Source organism: Gilliamella sp. Nev5-1, assembly GCF_001690895.1.
GTDB classification, from domain to species: domain Bacteria; phylum Pseudomonadota; class Gammaproteobacteria; order Enterobacterales; family Orbaceae; genus Gilliamella; species Gilliamella apicola_C.
Map to the genome: position 1 here is coordinate 66918 of NZ_LZHO01000088.1, position 17130 is coordinate 84047.

General features: G+C 35.4%; 18 protein-coding genes. 5 read left to right on the top strand and 13 right to left on the bottom strand.

The window, feature by feature from the left end; all coding sequences use genetic code 11:
- Positions 1–118: 118 nt before the first annotated feature.
- The 4 genes from A9G41_RS12230 to A9G41_RS12245 all read right to left on the bottom strand — a co-directional run bounded on the left by A9G41_RS12230 (position 119) and on the right by A9G41_RS12245 (position 3228).
- Complete coding sequence (locus tag A9G41_RS12230; protein ID WP_065566205.1) at positions 119–391, bottom strand: HU family DNA-binding protein; 273 nt, start codon at positions 389–391, stop codon at positions 119–121.
- A 174-nt stretch (positions 392–565) separates the two neighbouring features.
- Positions 566–1159: a YjaG family protein gene (locus A9G41_RS12235; protein ID WP_065582320.1), complete on the bottom strand. Its 594-nt coding sequence runs from the start codon at positions 1157–1159 to the stop codon at positions 566–568.
- On the bottom strand, positions 1156–2226 hold the full coding sequence (gene hemE / locus A9G41_RS12240; RefSeq protein ID WP_065566207.1) for a uroporphyrinogen decarboxylase: 1071 nt from the start codon (positions 2224–2226) through the stop codon (positions 1156–1158). The genes A9G41_RS12235 and hemE overlap by 4 nt, the downstream gene beginning before the upstream one ends.
- Positions 2227–2334: 108 nt before the next feature.
- Positions 2335–3228, bottom strand: a complete 894-nt coding sequence (locus tag A9G41_RS12245; RefSeq protein WP_065566208.1) for a LysR family transcriptional regulator ArgP — start codon at positions 3226–3228, stop codon at positions 2335–2337.
- Between the two features lie 208 nt (positions 3229–3436).
- Here A9G41_RS12245 and rpiA point away from each other — a divergent pair, with 208 nt between their 5' ends.
- Together rpiA and serA are read left to right on the top strand one after the other, a co-directional pair.
- Positions 3437–4093 (top strand): ribose-5-phosphate isomerase RpiA, encoded by a 657-nt coding sequence (gene rpiA / locus A9G41_RS12250; RefSeq protein WP_065582319.1) that lies wholly within the window; start codon positions 3437–3439, stop codon positions 4091–4093.
- An 81-nt stretch (positions 4094–4174) separates the two neighbouring features.
- Positions 4175–5416: a phosphoglycerate dehydrogenase gene (serA, locus tag A9G41_RS12255; RefSeq protein WP_065582318.1), complete on the top strand. Its 1242-nt coding sequence runs from the start codon at positions 4175–4177 to the stop codon at positions 5414–5416.
- Between the two features lie 272 nt (positions 5417–5688).
- Here serA and A9G41_RS12260 read toward each other — a convergent pair whose 3' ends face one another.
- The 7 genes from A9G41_RS12260 to srlA form a co-directional block, all read right to left on the bottom strand.
- Positions 5689–7023, bottom strand: coding sequence for a hypothetical protein (locus A9G41_RS12260; RefSeq protein WP_065582317.1), 1335 nt, complete (start codon positions 7021–7023; stop codon positions 5689–5691).
- Between the two features lie 707 nt (positions 7024–7730).
- Entirely contained in the window at positions 7731–8510 is a 780-nt protein-coding gene (gene srlR, locus A9G41_RS12265) for a glucitol operon DNA-binding transcriptional repressor SrlR (RefSeq protein WP_065582316.1), read from the bottom strand.
- Positions 8511–8609: 99 nt separating this feature from the next.
- Positions 8610–8978, bottom strand: coding sequence for a transcriptional regulator GutM (locus A9G41_RS12270; protein ID WP_065582315.1), 369 nt, complete (start codon positions 8976–8978; stop codon positions 8610–8612).
- A 73-nt stretch (positions 8979–9051) separates the two neighbouring features.
- Complete coding sequence (gene srlD, locus A9G41_RS12275; protein WP_065582314.1) at positions 9052–9831, bottom strand: sorbitol-6-phosphate dehydrogenase; 780 nt, start codon at positions 9829–9831, stop codon at positions 9052–9054.
- A gap of 11 nt (positions 9832–9842) precedes the next feature.
- Positions 9843–10211, bottom strand: coding sequence for a PTS glucitol/sorbitol transporter subunit IIA (gene srlB, locus A9G41_RS12280; protein WP_065568332.1), 369 nt, complete (start codon positions 10209–10211; stop codon positions 9843–9845).
- Positions 10212–10304: 93 nt separating this feature from the next.
- On the bottom strand, positions 10305–11291 hold the full coding sequence (gene srlE / locus A9G41_RS12285) for a PTS glucitol/sorbitol transporter subunit IIB (RefSeq protein WP_065582313.1): 987 nt from the start codon (positions 11289–11291) through the stop codon (positions 10305–10307).
- 21 nt (positions 11292–11312) lie between these two features.
- Positions 11313–11861, bottom strand: coding sequence for a PTS glucitol/sorbitol transporter subunit IIC (gene srlA / locus A9G41_RS12290; protein ID WP_065582312.1), 549 nt, complete (start codon positions 11859–11861; stop codon positions 11313–11315).
- Between the two features lie 257 nt (positions 11862–12118).
- Here srlA and A9G41_RS12295 point away from each other — a divergent pair, with 257 nt between their 5' ends.
- From A9G41_RS12295 to mutH, 3 genes are all read left to right on the top strand, one after another.
- Entirely contained in the window at positions 12119–12655 is a 537-nt protein-coding gene (locus A9G41_RS12295; RefSeq protein ID WP_065580888.1) for a Dps family protein, read from the top strand.
- Between the two features lie 71 nt (positions 12656–12726).
- The gene (locus A9G41_RS12300; RefSeq protein WP_065582311.1) at positions 12727–13275 is read left to right on the top strand and encodes an NADPH-dependent FMN reductase; all 549 of its coding nucleotides are present in this window, start codon (positions 12727–12729) and stop codon (positions 13273–13275) included.
- 80 nt (positions 13276–13355) lie between these two features.
- Entirely contained in the window at positions 13356–14030 is a 675-nt protein-coding gene (gene mutH, locus A9G41_RS12305; RefSeq protein ID WP_065582310.1) for a DNA mismatch repair endonuclease MutH, read from the top strand.
- A 119-nt stretch (positions 14031–14149) separates the two neighbouring features.
- Here mutH and argA read toward each other — a convergent pair whose 3' ends face one another.
- Together argA and A9G41_RS12315 are read right to left on the bottom strand one after the other, a co-directional pair.
- A complete protein-coding gene (argA, locus tag A9G41_RS12310; protein ID WP_065582309.1) occupies positions 14150–15478 on the bottom strand; it encodes an amino-acid N-acetyltransferase in 1329 nt (442 codons plus the stop codon).
- Positions 15479–15781: 303 nt separating this feature from the next.
- Positions 15782–16978, bottom strand: a complete 1197-nt coding sequence (locus A9G41_RS12315) for an MFS transporter (RefSeq protein WP_065582308.1) — start codon at positions 16976–16978, stop codon at positions 15782–15784.
- Positions 16979–17130: the final 152 nt, after the last annotated feature.

A 17130-nucleotide genomic window follows, 5' to 3' on the forward strand; every position in this document is an offset into this window, starting at 1 on the left:
TATTTTTTTAATTGATACAAAAATAATGAAATAACAAATTAAAGCGACAAGGTCATGAAAATATGCTCATGACCTTAAAATAACTCCCATCAATAAAATCGACAGAAAGGCAGCAAACTTATTTGATTGCTTCTTTTAAACTTTTACCTGATACAAATGCAGGCACTTTGCTTGCTTCAATTTTAATTTCTTTACCTGTTTTCGGGTTACGACCAGTACGTGCTTTACGCTCGTTGACTTTGAATGTACCGAAACCAACTAATTGAACTGGCTCACCTGCTTTTAATGATTCAGTAATAGCAGCTAATGTAGCTTCCAATGCTGTTTTAGCAGCTACTTTAGTAATATCAGCTTTGCTAGCAATAGCGTCGACAAGTTCTGTTTTATTCATGGATATATCCTTACATATTATTTTATTGTTAAAGTTAACATTATAAACAAAGCTAAAATTTAGCTTCGCTACTGTAAACAGTGTTTAGATTACATTGCGGTTAAATGTAGTCTATATTCATCTAATATTAAAGAAAAATTTAATAAAAAATAAAAAAATTACACTTTAAACCGCTTAACCGCACAAAAAAACACCAATATTACTTACTCCAGATGCTCGAATTTCATCTTTTAAGCCTTTTATCAGCTCAATCATCTCATTATTTTCATCACGTAATAATCGTAATATCTCCCACTGTAAATCAAATTCATCAATCACACTGGGTAAAGTTTGTTGCGCATCTGGTGAAAGATTAACATTAGTTTTAGTCATTTCAAATTCAGCAATGGTGGTTGCCGATATGCTACTTACTTTAGCGGTATGATCAGCCATTTCACCACTCAAATAAGAGTGTAAAACCTCACCAAGCGCCTGACAAGCATCGATAGCGGGGTAAATCATATAAGGACTGTCATCTGTTACCGTTGGAATGATAGCTTCTAATTTTTCAAGTTGTAAATCAAAATTGATTTTTGCCTCTTCAACTAATAGTGATTCCCAGACTAAATCCAGTATTTTTTTGTAGCTTTTAGCGACTTCTTCGGTATGTTGTTGTTGACAATAAAAAACCAAATTCGGGTACATACGTTCACATAAACAAACCATAAACAAACGTTGCTGCCAAGGGGCTAACTTTGCTAATCTTAATTGGACTGGATTTTTAATCATGACAAAACCTTTTGGGACCGTTGATGCACAGCATCAATCAAATACTGCACATGTTCTACAGGAATATCTTGATGAATACCGTGACCTAAATTAAAAATATGCCCATTATAAGCACCAAATTCTTTCAGAACGGCATCAACATTAGACTCGATTATTAATTTGCTAGCATAGAGGACTGACGGATCCAAATTACCTTGTATCGCAATTTTTCCTTTTTGGTGAATATCGCGCAAATTAACGCTCCAATCAACACCAATCGCATCACAACCTGTGTTGGCAATACTATCTAACCACAGCCCCCCCCCCTTTGTAAAAAGCGTAACAGGAACATATGAGCTGATATCGTCAGTTTTAATGCCTCGTTTTAATTTTGATAAGATAAGTTGCATATAATGCAGCGAAAACGTTTGATAGCTCTGATGGCTCAATACACCACCCCATGTATCAAATATCATTATCGATTGTGCCCCAGCTTCGATTTGGGCGTTTAAATACAAAGCGACGCTTTCAGCGAGCTTTTCGAGCAGCAAATGTAATACTTTAGGTTTGCTATAAAGTAAGCGTTTAATTTTAGTAAAAGCTTTACTACTGCCGCCTTCTACCATGTAAGTTGCTAATGTCCATGGGCTACCCGAAAAGCCAATTAATGGAACCTTACCATTAAGCTCTTTTTTGGTTAAACGAATCGCATCCATTACATACTTAAGCGATTGCTCAGGATCAGGGATCGGTAATTGCTCAATATCAGATAAACAGGATATTGTTTTAGCAAATTTAGGACCTTCACCCGCTTCAAAGTGCAAACCCAGCCCCATAGCGTCAGGAATGGTCAAAATATCAGAAAAAATAATAGCAGCATCAAGATCAAAGCGTTTTAATGGCTGTAGCGTCACTTCACAAGCTAATTCAGGTGTTTGGCACATAGTCATAAAATCGCCCACTTTTGCTCTTAACTGACGATACTCCGGCAGATAGCGTCCAGCTTGACGCATCATCCAAATAGGGGTGTAATCAACAGGTAAACATTGCAATGCACGCAAATAACGATCGTTTTTTAATTGGCTCATATCTTCAGCTCTTTAAATCAAGTGTTTATTTTGTCAAAGAAGTTTTAGGTAAGCAGCGTTTTAATATAACATCATCTCACTTAACTATTATTTATTTGTGATTTGAAGCTAAGGTTGTGATAATGTATTTTTTGCATAACAAATCAACGTTTCAGAAATATTTTGCATGACACTGCTTTCAGGTGCAAAACGATGCCAATATAGCATACGCCTTTGATATAGCCCTTCTGTTAAATTAACCAATTCACCATTCTTCAGCTCTTGTTCAATCTGTAACTTTGGTAGCATACAGCACGCAGAGCCTTGTTTAGCTAATTGCACAAACGCCTCAGATGAACTGGTGATATGACACACCACACTACCTGGGGTAAGGTTAAAATTTTCTTGTAAAAAAGCCTGATGCATATCATCTAAATGGTCGAATGCAACCGCTGGCGCTTTAAGTAAAGACGATCGCGTGACACCATTTGGAAAGTACTTTTTAGCAAAATCAGGAGAGGCAACAAAAATATAGTCTAATGCACCTAATAAATCAGACAAACATCCTGGTAAAGGGTTAGCTTGAATACTAATTGCACCAACGACTGTGCCTAAGCGTAGCAATTCTAAAGTATGCTCTTCATCTTTTACTTGAATATCGAAACGTAAAATATTTTTATCTAAAACAGGCTTTAACGCAGGTAAAAGCCATGTTGCTAAAGAGTCAGCATTAATCGCAATCGACAATGACAATGGTGTAGTATTTTGTTCATTATCACCTAGCCATTGTTGTTCTAATAATTCAACTTGGTGTAGTAACCCCAAAAGGTGCTCGCCTTGTTTGGTTGCTTTTGGCGGAATGGTTCTCACTAATAGTTGTTGACCAAAAAAGCTTTCTAACTGCTTAATGCGTTGCGATACCGCGGGTTGTGTAATACACAGCTTATCAGCTGCTCGCTCAAATCCTCGTTCTTTTATCACTGCATCTAATGCTTGTAATGCTCTATAATCTGGACGCTTCATAATCTCTTTACTAATGATTTGATCACTGCTTGAATCTTCAAGCTACTTTAACATCGCAATAAGTTTTAAACATATCAAACATTGATATATTTTCTTAAAATCCTAATGATTTTTACTTTCTAATTGGGTACTATGCCATATCTTCAATAATTTTGCTTTTAAAATTTTATTTTTTTAAGAAAAAGTATCCTCAAAAATAGGTGATACCATGACACAAGACGAATTAAAAAAAGCCGTAGGCTGGTCAGCATTGAAATTTATTAAGCCTGACTCTTATGTTGGTGTGGGAACCGGTTCGACAGCATCCCACTTTATTGATGCATTAGCTACAATAAAAGATCAAATCAAAGGTACTGTATCAAGCTCTGAAGCATCGACACAAAAATTAAAGAGCTATGGCATTACTGTTCTTGATTGTAATGAAGTAGATAGTTTAGATATCTATGTTGATGGTGCTGATGAAATCAATCACCAGTTACAAATGATTAAAGGTGGAGGCGCTGCTTTAACACGTGAAAAAGTGGTTTCAGCCATTGCCAAACAATTTATTTGTATTGCCGATGAATCAAAAGTTGTTGATGTATTAGGTAAATTCCCGTTACCCATTGAAGTGATCCCAATGGCTCGCTCTTATGTTGCTCGTGAATTATTCAAACTAGGTGGTAAACCAATTTATCGCCAAGGCGTCATAACGGATAATGGTAATGTTATTTTAGACGTTCATGACCTTATCATTGCCAACCCCATAGAATTAGAAAATCGAATAAATAGTATTGCTGGCGTGGTAACGGTTGGGTTATTTGCCAACAAAGGGGCAAATATTGCGCTTATAGGAACACCTTCGGGAGTAAAAGAGCTAAAATAAATTTGTTTATCATAATCAAATTTATTGCTTTTATATCACTATAAGACTCAATTTATATTCTGAAAGCAATGAGAGGAAATAATGACTATTCAAACGTCAACCAAAGATGAAAACAAATTTTTATTACTTGAGGGTATTCATCCTAGTGCCATAGAAATATTAAAATCGGCAGGTTTTACCAATATTGAGTACCATAAAAGTGCATTATCGCCCGAAGAACTTAAGCAGGCATTAAAAGATGCTCGTTTTATTGGGATCCGCTCAAGAACTCAATTAACCAAAGATATTATTGATGCCGCCCCCAAACTTGCTGGCATTGGTTGCTTTTGTATTGGCACTAATCAGGTTGATCTTGATGCGGCAACGGTGAAAGGGATTCCTGTATTTAATGCACCATTTTCTAATACACGATCTGTTGCCGAGCTGGTCTTAGCTGAAGCGGTATTGCTACTGCGCCGAGTGCCCGAAGCCAATGCAAAAGCTCACCGAGGTAAATGGAATAAAATGGCTACTGGTTCACACGAGGCTCGTGGTAAGAATTTAGGTATTATTGGTTATGGACACATTGGTAGCCAATTAAGTATTCTAGCTGAATCGTTAGGAATGAATGTTTATTTTTACGATATTGAAACCAAATTACCGTTAGGCAACGCTAAACAAGTGTCATCAATGAAAGAGCTGTTAGCGATAAGCGATATCGTTTCAATGCATGTACCCGAAAATTCAACAACGATAAAAATGATAAGCGATAGCGAAATAGACGCCATGAAACAAGGTGCTATTTTAATTAATGCTTCGCGCGGTAAAGTCATTGACCTTGATGCATTAACTCATGCACTACAAACCGATAAAATTAGTGGTGCAGCAATTGATGTCTTTCCAACAGAACCGGCTAGCAACAACGATCCATTTGAATCGCCATTGTGCCAATTTGACAATGTCATTATCACCCCTCATATTGGCGGTTCAACCAGTGAAGCGCAAGAAAATATTGGCATTGAAGTAACCACTAAACTCGCAAAATACTCTAATACAGGTGCAACACTTTCTGCGGTTAACTTTCCCGAAGCATCGTTACCAATACCCGCTAAAGGCTCAAGTCGCTTTATTAATATTCACCGTAATCAACCGGGCGTATTAACCGCGATTAATACCTTATTTGCTGAGCAAGGGCTTAATATTTCAGCGCAATATTTACAAACCGATGCCAAAATTGGTTATGTTGTGATTGATATTGATAGAGTCAATCCCGATAAAGCCGAGGAATTGCTTGATAAACTAAAAAATGTCTCAGGCACTATCCGCACAAGGTTGCTGTTTTAATTTAAATGCACTCAATGCCGCCTATCTTTCTTTAGGCGGCTAATAAATTAGATATCAATAAAAACCAAAGAGCACTAATATCCTAATTAAGTTCTATTAGTTAGTCATGTTACTTTATAAAAGGGATTTAAAGCATAATGCACTAAAAGGCGATAAAATTACCTAGCATGATCAAATTACCCGTTATACCCGTTTTTTGCTGTTTGCCTATTTCACCCAATTAGTTTGCACAATTCACTACTCGCCGTTTAACAACGAGTAGTGACAGCTAGTTAACGTACGCACACCACTCTAGTTTCATTATGCACAAAATAATAGTGCCCAACATTACCTTGCTTTGAAAAAACAGTATAATTTTGTACTCCCCCATGAAAAGGGTCAGCAGTCCAGTAATCAAAATTGATATCATCCTTTATAAAATCACTATTCGTGTAGTATGTATTATCCGTATACCCCCACTCTGCAAAGAATCCTCCCCCAATCCGACGTTGGAAATTATTGGGTTGTCCTGGTAATCCTCCTGCCCAAGCAACAATATCATTATTTGCATTCGTCATTTCAACAATATGGGGAATCCTATAACCATTTCCTAAACTACTACAGTAAGCTTTAGCTGCTTCTAAACCTCCGCTATAAGTCGGTTTTGCAACAAACCATTTACTTATCATAAAACGATATATAACGTTTGTCTTTGCTCTATCTGAGTAAATATTAAAGTAAGTTGGAACAACTGATGAGGCTTGACTTTTATTAGAATCGCTAGGCCCTGTTAATTCTACTTTAGCAATATTATAACGGCTTCCTTGTTTTATACTTAAATCTATACTTGAGTCTGTTGGCCATTTGCTGTAAGTTAACTCTTTTGCCGATGCACCTGCCACCGTTAAATCAAAGTACATCCCCTTGGCCCCTATAGTTGGGAAATTTGATTCAGGGGAATTTATATCCTGCGGTTTAAAGCCTTTATCGTCATCCCACTGTTCAACTGGACCACGATAACCAATAAATACATTTCCATTATACTTTAACGTTGGTTGAGCAAAGCATGCATAAGGAACTGCAACTTTAGGTGTTAGATAATAACTAACGCTTCCACCTTTAAACTCAGTTGATCTTGGATCTCCGTATTGGGTAGATAAAATACCACTATCACTCGTTAAAGTTATTTTATAAGGCGAATAACATGCATTTAATTCTGTATTCTCATTAACTATTTTTCCATCAACATCTTGCACGGTCATTGTAAAATTACCCGTTACAGAGATCGAACCATCACCATCATCATCTTCCCAAAATTTGTTAGTTGATATTAAATCTATTAAAGTGACTACTGATTTCCCTTCGGGAATGAATTTCTTAATATCTTTCAGTTTTTGATCTACAGCAGGCAGCTCAATTGGATTATTTTCCGATGATGGATTATTACGGATGCTATATTGCCTACCATCAGACAATGTAATACTCAACAGATCTTCTGTTGAATTTGCTTTAGTCGCCTTTCCATCAAACGTTAAATAAGGTGCACTACCTTGAATTGTCTTTACCGTTATTGCTGATAGTGCAATTGTATTACTCGATATCGTTAAACCTAACAATACCAATATCATTCTCAAAGCATAATTTTTTATATTTGGTTGCGTTAACCGTAGAGTTAATTTACAAATCTTTGCTATTTTAGTCAGAAACTTCGGTTTTATCTTCGGTAGCAAAAATGAAGTTGTAATTAAATACAACTTATAACTACAAGGACTTGAATATGTGAAAATTAACAGTATGTATAAAAATAACTTTTTAAGTTGTTCAGAGGGTGACCTGTGTACCTGTGTACCTGTGTACCTGTGTACCTGTGTACCTGTGTACCTGTGTACCTGTGTACCTGTGTACCTGTGTACCTGTGTACCTGTGTACCTGTGTACCTGTGTACCTGTGTACCTGTGTACCTTATTGTTTTGATTATATCATTTTCTAGTCCATATTGCAATTCTTTCATCACTTAACCAAATGATTTTTATATAAAAATTTATTATAGTTCTTTTATTAACTAATTACGTTTTGCAAATATACGAGTAAATATTGCGCTTTTAAAAGTATAAAATACTGACATTAGCTATTAAAAAAAATTAAGCTAACTATAAACTAAACTACATGACTTTTTAAAGTAAATTATTATTTTTTTTGTAAATATAAAATTAACATAATTATTAGGAAAAATGATTAATCAGAAATATATAAGACTTACTCGCATTGTTTACAGCGATTAAAAAATACTACAATGCATATACATAAAAAACAAAACTAACGCCTTCAATGTAATTTATTTTCCGTTTATCTTCACTTTAATCAGGTTAAGTCCTTTTTGTGTTAGCGCTTCAAAGTACCTATTATCTAAATTATCGTCGGTGATAATTGTATGAACAGCACTTAAATCACACACAACATTGGGGCTACGACGACCAAATTTTGATGAATCAACTAATAAAATTAACTTTGCAGCAGCCTTACTCATTGCCACACTACCATGGTAACTTTCATTAAACGTTGTAACGCCACCAACTAAATCAACACCATCAGCCCCCATAAATAACATATCAAAGGTATAAGATTCAAATGCGGCAATAGCTAATGCATTGTTGCTATGAAAAGAGGCTGATTTTCGACGAAACGTGCCTCCCGTTAAAATAATAGTTTGATCATTATCGTTCGCAACCAATTCATTAACCATATGCAAACTATTGGTCATAATCGTGAGGTTATTAAATTTAGCTAGCGTTGGGATCATTTGAGCAACGGTGCTTCCAGCGTCAAAAATGATTGAATCCCCCTCATGAATCAGCTTAGCGGCCTCTTCTGCTATGGCTTTTTTTTGTGCGGTATTAATATAAGTTTTGTGATCAATAGCTCTATCACCAATTTCGCGGTTTAACATGGCACCGCCGTAAGTACGTAAAACTAAACCACTTGCATAAAGTTGTGTGAGATCCTTACGAATTGTTGTTCCTGTTGTTTTAAAATGCTCAACCAATTCATCTACACTAGCTTGCCCGTTACTTTGCAGGTATTCCAAAATCGCTGTTTGTCGTTGCTTCACTTTCATAATAAAATCCCATCATCATTAGCGTGCATATATAAACCGTATTACTTTAAAATATATCATTTCAGAATGAAAGGGAATGTTTTTCAGAATAAAAGTTAATTATTTCTTATCTGTGGCTAATGCCACAGTCAATGCACTTTGACAAGCAATATCATTGGGGAAAGTGTTTTCGGGCATAATATCAGCAACAGGTAATCCATGTAGCTGAATGATGGGTTTTGGTGAGGCAAAAACAGTAATACCTTTCATTAATACAGAGTCAATAACCACTTGATTTTCATCTAATGAAATAGCTATTAATACTCTTGGTCTAAATCGTTTTGTTTTGCTACGACCAATACCTAAATAAGCCCCCTTTTTCATCGCTAAAAAGGCTTGATTAAAACGCCGAATTTGTAGCCAGCTAAATACAATTTGAAGACACCAAGCAATAAGTGCAATTACAATTAAAGTATTACTCATATTCATGGTTGCTCTCCATTATATGTTAGGTGTAAAATATGCGAAAATTGCTTGATTTAATTTTCGCATATCATCTTAACTAAAACATTACTTGCCCACCAGTAATGTTAATAGATTGCCCTGTACAATAAGAAGCCTTATCACTTGCATAAAATAACAGCACATCTAGAACATCTTGATAATCACAACCTCGTTTAAGTGGCACTTTATCAATATAAACTTGCTCTACTTGATCATCTGGAATACCTAATTTTTTAGCGTATTGTGGTATTAATGATTGAAACATTGGTGATTTTAATAAATTACCCAGCATCAACGAATTAACAGTGATACCATGATCAGCAAGATCTAAGGCTAAAGATTGTGTTAACCCGACCCCTCCAAATTTGGCAGCACTGTATCCTGAATTATGTTTACTGCCCACTTTACCTGATTTTGAGTTAATTTGAATAATGCGACCTTGCGTATTGTATTTGATCATTAATTTGGCAAATTCACGTGCACATAAAAAATAACCAGTGAGATTAACATTGACTGATAACTGAAAATCATTCAATACAAAATGGGTAATAGGTGCTGCTTTTGCAACGCCTGCGCTATACACCATTAAATCAACACGCTTAAACATACTATCAACACCTTGCGCTAATTGCAGTACACTTTCTTCGTTGGTAGCATCAACCCCAAACCCTTGAGCTGAACCTGCACCATGTTTATGCTTAATTGCTTCTGCTACCTTATTTGCATTGTCAATATTCAAATCAGCAACAATAACTTTGTATCCTGCATCAGCGATACCTTTGCACAAAAACTCACCTAAAGTTTGACCGCCACCTATAACAACTGCTACTTTTTTCATTTTTATATTCCTTAATCATTTAAAATTCTAATTTCATCACCCACAAAAAGTTGCGCAGGAATTTCCCCTTTTACGTGAACAGTGCCAGGTAATTCAGCTTGGCTATTACCATCAAATCTTAATGTGATGTGACCTAATTCACGTAAGTTAACATTAGCAACTTCGCCAACCGATGTGATGTTATAAATATGATTGCCTAATTGAAGTATCTGCCCCACTTGTAATTCCAGTTTTAAATCATCATGGCTATGAACAAAACAGTAATCAGCTAAATCAGCAGGTGCACCGTTTTTAAACAGGATTAACATACCGTCAGCTAATGCTTCTTGGGCAAACTCACCAATTTGATCAATTTTTGAATGATAGATAACATTTGACATGATTAACCTTCTTATCTTTTACACTTAATACGGGATTTTTTATTTTTACCATTGCTTTAAATTAGGAGCTGATGCTCTCATCTTTAAAACAATTTATTGGTATATAAATAACGAAACCGCCCATGCTATTAATACTGTTGGTGCACCCGTTAAAAAACGGCTCACCAATACAGATGGCACGCCCACTCTCACCGTGTTTTGCTTGGCTTCAGCAAGCGATAAACCAACAGGAATAAAGTCACATGCCGCTTGTGCATTAATTGCAAACAACGCTGGCAATGCTAAATGAGGCGGAATATTGCCAAGCCCAATTTGTACACCAACCAAAGTGCCAATAACTTGGGCAATAACCGCACCGGGTCCTAAGAATGGAGAAAGCAATGGGAAAGAACAGATCAAGGCTAATATAATAAGTCCTATAGGGTTATTGGCTAACGGAACCAGCCCATGTGCAATAAGGTTGCCTAATCCAGATGCAATAATGATCCCAATTAGTGCCGATACAAACGCCATAAAAGGAAGTATTGTTTTCAGTACAGTGTCAATTGTATCTCGGCCAGCTTGGAAGAAGACAGCAACGCCCGATCCCATACCAATACCAATTTTTGCTAATAATCCATCGCTTTGTTCAGTAATTTTTTTGCGGCTGTCATAATCTTTAAATTCAGGCGATTTATTGTTTGTCGCCGGTTCGCTTACTACATCGCTTTCTTTTTCTATTAGTTTGATATTGTGAGGTTTTACTGCAGAAACATAAATATCTTCAACAATATATTGAGCCAGAGGGCCTGATTTACCTGTGGCATGAATATTGATAGTTGGTATACGATTTTTTGGGTAAATTCCGCAGCGTAATGTTCCTCCACAATCAATTACAGCAACACCAATTTCTTCTTTAGGCGGCTCGCCATCTTTAAAACCATCAATAGCTTCCCAACCTGTTAGCTCAACTAAAGTATCAACTATGGCTGGACGAGTACCTGCTGCAATATAAACAATTTTTTTACCGGCAATAACAGGAAGCTCCAAAGGTCCACCCCAACCTGCTTCGCCTTTTTCTATGTGGATAAATTTTTCCATTTTTTATATTCCTTATTTTTATTATAGATGAACTTTTCTTTCTAACTTGATGCCCATTTTTCTTTCAAAAATGGTAGTGCAAAAGTCAGTAATCCAACCTCTAAAGAAATTAGTACCTAAACCGACAAGGAAATAACTCACAGCAAGAGGACCTAAAGGTAAATTTAGGGTAGTTAAACCAGCCGCTATTCCCAAATAAACAAAAAGTTCACCAGGGTTAACGTGTGGAAAGAGTCCATTCATTGAATGGCAACTGTAAGACGAAGCTGCGTAGTAACTTGGTTTGTAAAACTCTGGCATAAAGCGCCCCAAACTTAATGTCATTGGGTTACAAAAAACAAAAGTTCCAATGAGCGGTAGTAATAAATATCTAGAAATTGGGTTACCAGCACATGCTTGCGCTAAACGTTCGATACGTTCCTGCCCTATAAATTTAATCACTGCATTCATCACTACAAGTAATGAAATTAATAATGGCAAAATGTTAGTTACCATTCCCATAAATACTTTGCCTCCTTCTTGGAATAAACCAATAAACCACTCGGCACCAAATGAAATAGCATCAATCATGTTGTCTCCTATTAAGTTAAATTTCAGGAAAATACTATCAATTCTAGAAACAAAAAACTTTTAAGATGATCACAATTTAAAATATTTTATTTCATTTTGAAAAATAATATTTCAAATAAAAAGAAATGAGAAAAGTAATAGGTTAATAAAATAGCAACGATAGTAAAAAATTAACGTTTTTTTATTGGACATTAGCCTTAAGTTGGCGTAATTTTGTCAATACGGGTATTTATTATTCACTTTAAGGAGAATATATCATGGCTAAAAGTACGACTTCTGCTAAAAAGCTACAACAAGCAGCGATTTTGTTTCCAACTGATTTAGGTCAAAAGGCATCAAAAGATATTTCTGGAGCAATGAATTCTGTTTTAGCAGATGTATTTGCTCTATATTTAAAAACCAAAAACTTTCATTGGCATGTTAGTGGCCCGCACTTCCGTGACTATCACTTAATGCTAGATGATCAAGGTGAAGAGCTATTTGCAATGACAGATCCAATTGCCGAACGTGTACGTAAATTAGGCGGTACAACACTTCGTTCAATCGGTCATATTGCTAAATTGCAAAGCATTGCTGATAACGACGCTGATTTTGTTGAGCCATCAGATATGCTTGCTGAACTTTGCCAAGATAATGTAAGATTGACAGAACGCATGCGTGTAGCGCATGATATCTGCGATAAATATAACGATACTGCTACTGCAAGTTTAATTGAAGAGTGGATTGATCAAACCGAACAGCGTGCATGGTTCTTATTTGAAGCCGGCCGAAAAGTCGACTCATCAGGACATTAATAAATAATTATTAATGATAATAATAAGAGGCATTGATTATGCCTCTTATTAAAAATATGTGGAGATTTAAGATGAGTAAAAAAATTGCTGTATTAGTAGGAAGTTTACGTAAAGACTCTTATAACTTAAAAGTAGCAAAATTTTTCCAAAAAATCGCACCACCATCACTTTCATTACAAATTATCCAAATTGGGGATTTACCTTTATATAATGAAGATATTGATACTGATGCCCCACCTGCCTCTTACACTCGTTTTCGTCAAGAAATAGCTGATTGTCAGGGCGCTATTTTTGTAACGCCTGAGTATAATCGTGGCTTACCCGCCGTTATCAAAAATGCAATTGATGTGGGTTCTCGACCTTATGGTAAAAGTATCTGGTCTAAAAAGCCTGCTGCAATTATTTCTGTTTCACAAGGTGTGATTGGTGGGTTTGGTGCTAACCATCAGCTACGTCAATCATTAGTATTTCTTGACATGCCAACATTACAACAACCTGAAGCTTATTTTGGCAGTGTAAGTGCGGCTTTTGATGATCAAGGCAATGTTACCGAAAAAAGCAAAGAATTTTTGTCATTATTTATTAATTCTTATGCTGCTTGGGTTGAAAAACTAAGCTAATTGATATACATTTACATCATCGCAGCCAAAATGACTTGGCTGTGTGTTTTATTCGGTAAATCAATTTATATTCCTCTGTAATGACATTATCTATTCCCAAGAGCGAACAAGAGCTATTAGATCGTGCACAATTAGTTGCAGGATATTCTTTTGGAGATATAGCACAATATTTAAACATTCCAATACCCGATAATTTAAATAAACAAAAAGGTTGGGTTGGTAATCTTATCGAAACTATTTTAGGTGCAAATGCGGGCAGTAAAGCTGAGCGCGATTTTGCTAATCTAGGTATCGAGCTAAAAACAATTCCCGTCGATAAACAAGGTAAACCTTTAGAAACTACCTTTGTCAGTGTTACGCCATTAATGGCTAATCATGGCGTTATTTGGGAAACAAGCCATGTAAAATATAAACTCGCCAAAGTCTTGTGGGTTCCAATTGAAGGGGAAAGAACAATTCCGCTTATTGATCGAAAAGTGGGGAAGCCTATTTTATGGACACCAACTCAAGCACAAGAACAGCAGCTTAAACAGGATTGGCAAGAATTAATGGATATGATAGCACTAGGGCAAGTTGAAAAAATTACTGCAAGATACGGTACTTATCTACAAATTAGACCAAAGGCAGCCAATGGGCAAGCGCTCACCGAAGCAATTGGTGAAAATGGTGAAATTATTTTAACTCGCCCACGAGGATTTTATTTAAAAAAAACATTTACTATGCAAATTCTAAATGCTGTTGTAAAATATCAATGATTTCTTATAAAAACTTAGCTAGCTCACTTTACTTTTTATAGCTTATTAAGAATTGTTTTTTTAATACAAACCATTAATGCTCGAAACATCAATAACTTCCAATTTTATTTGAAAATAAATTAAGAAATATCAAGCATTAAAATTTTTGAGTTTCTTTGGTAATTATAGAGCTGTTTCTTTTTAATTGGCAAATCATCCACTTCAGCTGGATAGAATCCTTTTTCTCTAAACCAGTGAATGCTACGTGTCGTTAAGACAAATATTTTTTCTAATCCTAAATTATTAGCTGTTTCGACTATTTTTTCTATTAATAAATCACCACGAGACGAATTGCGATACTGTGGGTGAATAGCAACGCAAGCCATTTCACCCATTTTTTCTTCTGGATAAGGATAAAGCGCTGCACATCCAATTGTCATGTTATCACGTTCAATAATAGTAAATTTGTCAATCTCAATCTCTAATTGTTCACGTGAGCGTTTGACTAAAATACCTTGTTCTTCAAGTGGGCGAATAAGCTCTAAAATTCCCCCTATATCATTAATCGTTGCTAAGCGAATCTGCTCAGAATGCTCCATAGAAACTTGTGTTCCAATCCCATCACGCGAAAATAATTCTTGTAAAATAGATCCATCTAGCAAATAACTGACTAAATGACTTCGTCTTACTCCGTTACGGCATGCTTTCGCCGCGGCTCGTAAAAAGCGTGATTCGCTCGATAAATGTTTTCCTTGTTGCTCTTTTTGATTGACATAATTGTCAGCGTCAATAGGATAAAGATCAGTGATAACCAGACCATGCTCATCTAAAACACCTTGCTCAGCACAAAAACTGATTAATTTATCCGCTTTTAAGCGAATAGCAACTTCAGCAGCAACATCTTCTGACGCTAAATTAAAACTTTCACCAGTAACCGATACCCCAACAGGCCCCAATAGTACAATAGATCCTCGCGCTAATTGCTGTTCAATAGCCTCTTTGTTAATACGGCGAATTTTGCCTGTATGACAATAATCAACGCCATCGTCAATCCCCAAAGGTTGCGCAATAACAAAGTTACCACTGACAACACTAATGTGAGCTCCTTGTAACGGTGTGTTATTTAAGCTCATAGATAAACTGGCTGTAATATTAAGCTGCAATAACCCAGTAACTTGCTTAATAATATCTAGCGTGATTGCATCAGTGATGCGAGTATTTTTATAGTATTTAGGTTTAATATTATAATTTTTAAGGGACTCGTCAATTTGGTTGCGTGCGCCATTGACAATAACAAGTTTAATACCAAGGCTGTAGAGTAAGCCAATATCATTGATAATACTTGAATAATTATTACTTTTTAATACTGCACCTGTAAGCAAAATTACAAACGTTTTGCCATGATGTGCATTAATATACGGTACCGAATGTCTTAATCCATCAACTAATTCAGTGGTACGTTCTTTCATTTTCACACCGCCCAAAATGAATATTTATTCATATTTTATGTATTTTTATTTATTTTTAATTTAATAGCAAGATATTTTTATAAATATTTGTAAGAGTAATTTTTATGAAGATATAAGCCAAGTGCTCATATGGTGATATTTAATAAAGATATGAAAGGTCAGAAGATAGGGGTTTAATCGCCAGCTAAATAAGGAGCATGCTATTGCTTCCATGCTCCTGATATAAAATACTGGCTATTTTTTAACTACAAATAAGATTAATTATAATCAATTATTTTGTTTTCTATTCATGAAGCTTGTGATTTATATTTTCGTAAAATCAATCACCTTTTTAAAACGATAAAAAATAATTGAGCCAAATATGACACTTAATAATGCGATAAAAAAGTCAATTAAAATAGCATAACTTACATTGATCATGGTTAATTTGGGTACGATAAGTGGTATAACTACAAACGCTAATCCACTGAAAGTATACATACAACCGACAGCAAGACCTTTACGAGTTGGAAACATTTGTTGCATCACAACCAAAGTTAATTGTAGCACACCCCCTGCAGCAGTAAATCCCATGCCAATTGCAGCTATAACACACATTACTGGCGAGATATGAAAATAAAAAATAATTAATACCAACGCAGATAAAGCAGGCAAAATAATGATACAAAAGATTGGTTTTAATAAATGTTTTACAACAAAAGCAGTAACAAATACAGAAATAATCGATGCTACGCTATAATAACTTATAAGCTGTTTAGCATCAATATCACTCATATTAACACCTTTAATAGCTATAGTCGGCAGCCATTGCAAAATAATGACAAATGTGGCTGTTGTTGTAAATCCCATCAAAATCAATAAAATACCTTCACAGCCAAATGCAGGATTAGATTTAAAATAATTTACTTCCCCTTGGTATCCTTTAATTACTGTATCTTTATGAGGAAATTGTTTTGGCAATAATAAGCCATTAATGACTAAATAAGCAGTAAAACCAAGAAATGCCCAACCATACCATATTTGATTGGCATAAAAGAAAGTAGCAATTAATGGAAGAATTAGGGTGCCAATAGAAATAAATGCTTTTATTAGTACACTTGCCGAACCCGCTGAGCGAGGAAAACATTCAGTCAGTGCAGGCATTGAACCTGTATCTAAAAAAGAGTTGCCAACCCCAATAGCAATTGCTAAACAATATGCAATATTAATATTAGTGCAAAAAATCATTCCAATAAAGAAGATAGCGTAACAAGTCATACCAAGATAAATAAATAACTTTCTGCCAAACTTATCGGATAGCACACCACCAACAAACATTAAACATATCTTGCCAATGCCTATACCTGATGCAACATAACCAAGCCCAACTATATCAGTATTTAATTGCTGTGAAAGCGATTGAGAAAATTGCATAATCACAATTAATGCAATGCTTTGAATAATATAGTTAGCATAAATAGATCCAACAATTCCATAAGAATTGACTTTTTGATTATCCATGTGTCGTGCTCCATATGTACAACATAACATTTTAACTTTATTTAAATATATAATTATTAATCAAAAATATAGCCAGTATAAATTTGTTGCTTAACTTGTACCTTCTTTATTCCTAATTGGCATTATCCTTGTCCTGAAGAACAAGGCTTTGC

Bases quoted from the DNA above. Each gene is read 5' to 3' on its own strand.
- srlE (WP_065582313.1), bottom strand. From the start codon at position 11,291: ATGGAAAAATTTATCCACATAGAAAAAGGCGAAGCAGGTTGGGGTGGA.
- srlD (WP_065582314.1), bottom strand. From the start codon at position 9,831: ATGAAAAAAGTAGCAGTTGTTATAGGTGGCGGTCAAACTTTAGGTGAG.
- srlA (WP_065582312.1), bottom strand. From the start codon at position 11,861: ATGATTGATGCTATTTCATTTGGTGCCGAGTGGTTTATTGGTTTATTC.
- A9G41_RS12245 (WP_065566208.1), bottom strand. From the start codon at position 3,228: ATGAAGCGTCCAGATTATAGAGCATTACAAGCATTAGATGCAGTGATA.
- A9G41_RS12260 (WP_065582317.1), bottom strand. From the start codon at position 7,023: ATGATATTGGTATTGTTAGGTTTAACGATATCGAGTAATACAATTGCA.
- hemE (WP_065566207.1), bottom strand. From the start codon at position 2,226: ATGAGCCAATTAAAAAACGATCGTTATTTGCGTGCATTGCAATGTTTA.
- rpiA (WP_065582319.1), top strand. From the start codon at position 3,437: ATGACACAAGACGAATTAAAAAAAGCCGTAGGCTGGTCAGCATTGAAA.
- A9G41_RS12295 (WP_065580888.1), top strand. From the start codon at position 12,119: ATGGCTAAAAGTACGACTTCTGCTAAAAAGCTACAACAAGCAGCGATT.
- mutH (WP_065582310.1), top strand. From the start codon at position 13,356: ATGACATTATCTATTCCCAAGAGCGAACAAGAGCTATTAGATCGTGCA.
- A9G41_RS12270 (WP_065582315.1), bottom strand. From the start codon at position 8,978: ATGAATATGAGTAATACTTTAATTGTAATTGCACTTATTGCTTGGTGT.
- srlB (WP_065568332.1), bottom strand. From the start codon at position 10,211: ATGTCAAATGTTATCTATCATTCAAAAATTGATCAAATTGGTGAGTTT.
- serA (WP_065582318.1), top strand. From the start codon at position 4,175: ATGACTATTCAAACGTCAACCAAAGATGAAAACAAATTTTTATTACTT.
- argA (WP_065582309.1), bottom strand. From the start codon at position 15,478: ATGAAAGAACGTACCACTGAATTAGTTGATGGATTAAGACATTCGGTA.
- A9G41_RS12315 (WP_065582308.1), bottom strand. From the start codon at position 16,978: ATGGATAATCAAAAAGTCAATTCTTATGGAATTGTTGGATCTATTTAT.
- srlR (WP_065582316.1), bottom strand. From the start codon at position 8,510: ATGAAAGTGAAGCAACGACAAACAGCGATTTTGGAATACCTGCAAAGT.
- A9G41_RS12235 (WP_065582320.1), bottom strand. From the start codon at position 1,159: ATGATTAAAAATCCAGTCCAATTAAGATTAGCAAAGTTAGCCCCTTGG.
- A9G41_RS12230 (WP_065566205.1), bottom strand. From the start codon at position 391: ATGAATAAAACAGAACTTGTCGACGCTATTGCTAGCAAAGCTGATATT.
- A9G41_RS12300 (WP_065582311.1), top strand. From the start codon at position 12,727: ATGAGTAAAAAAATTGCTGTATTAGTAGGAAGTTTACGTAAAGACTCT.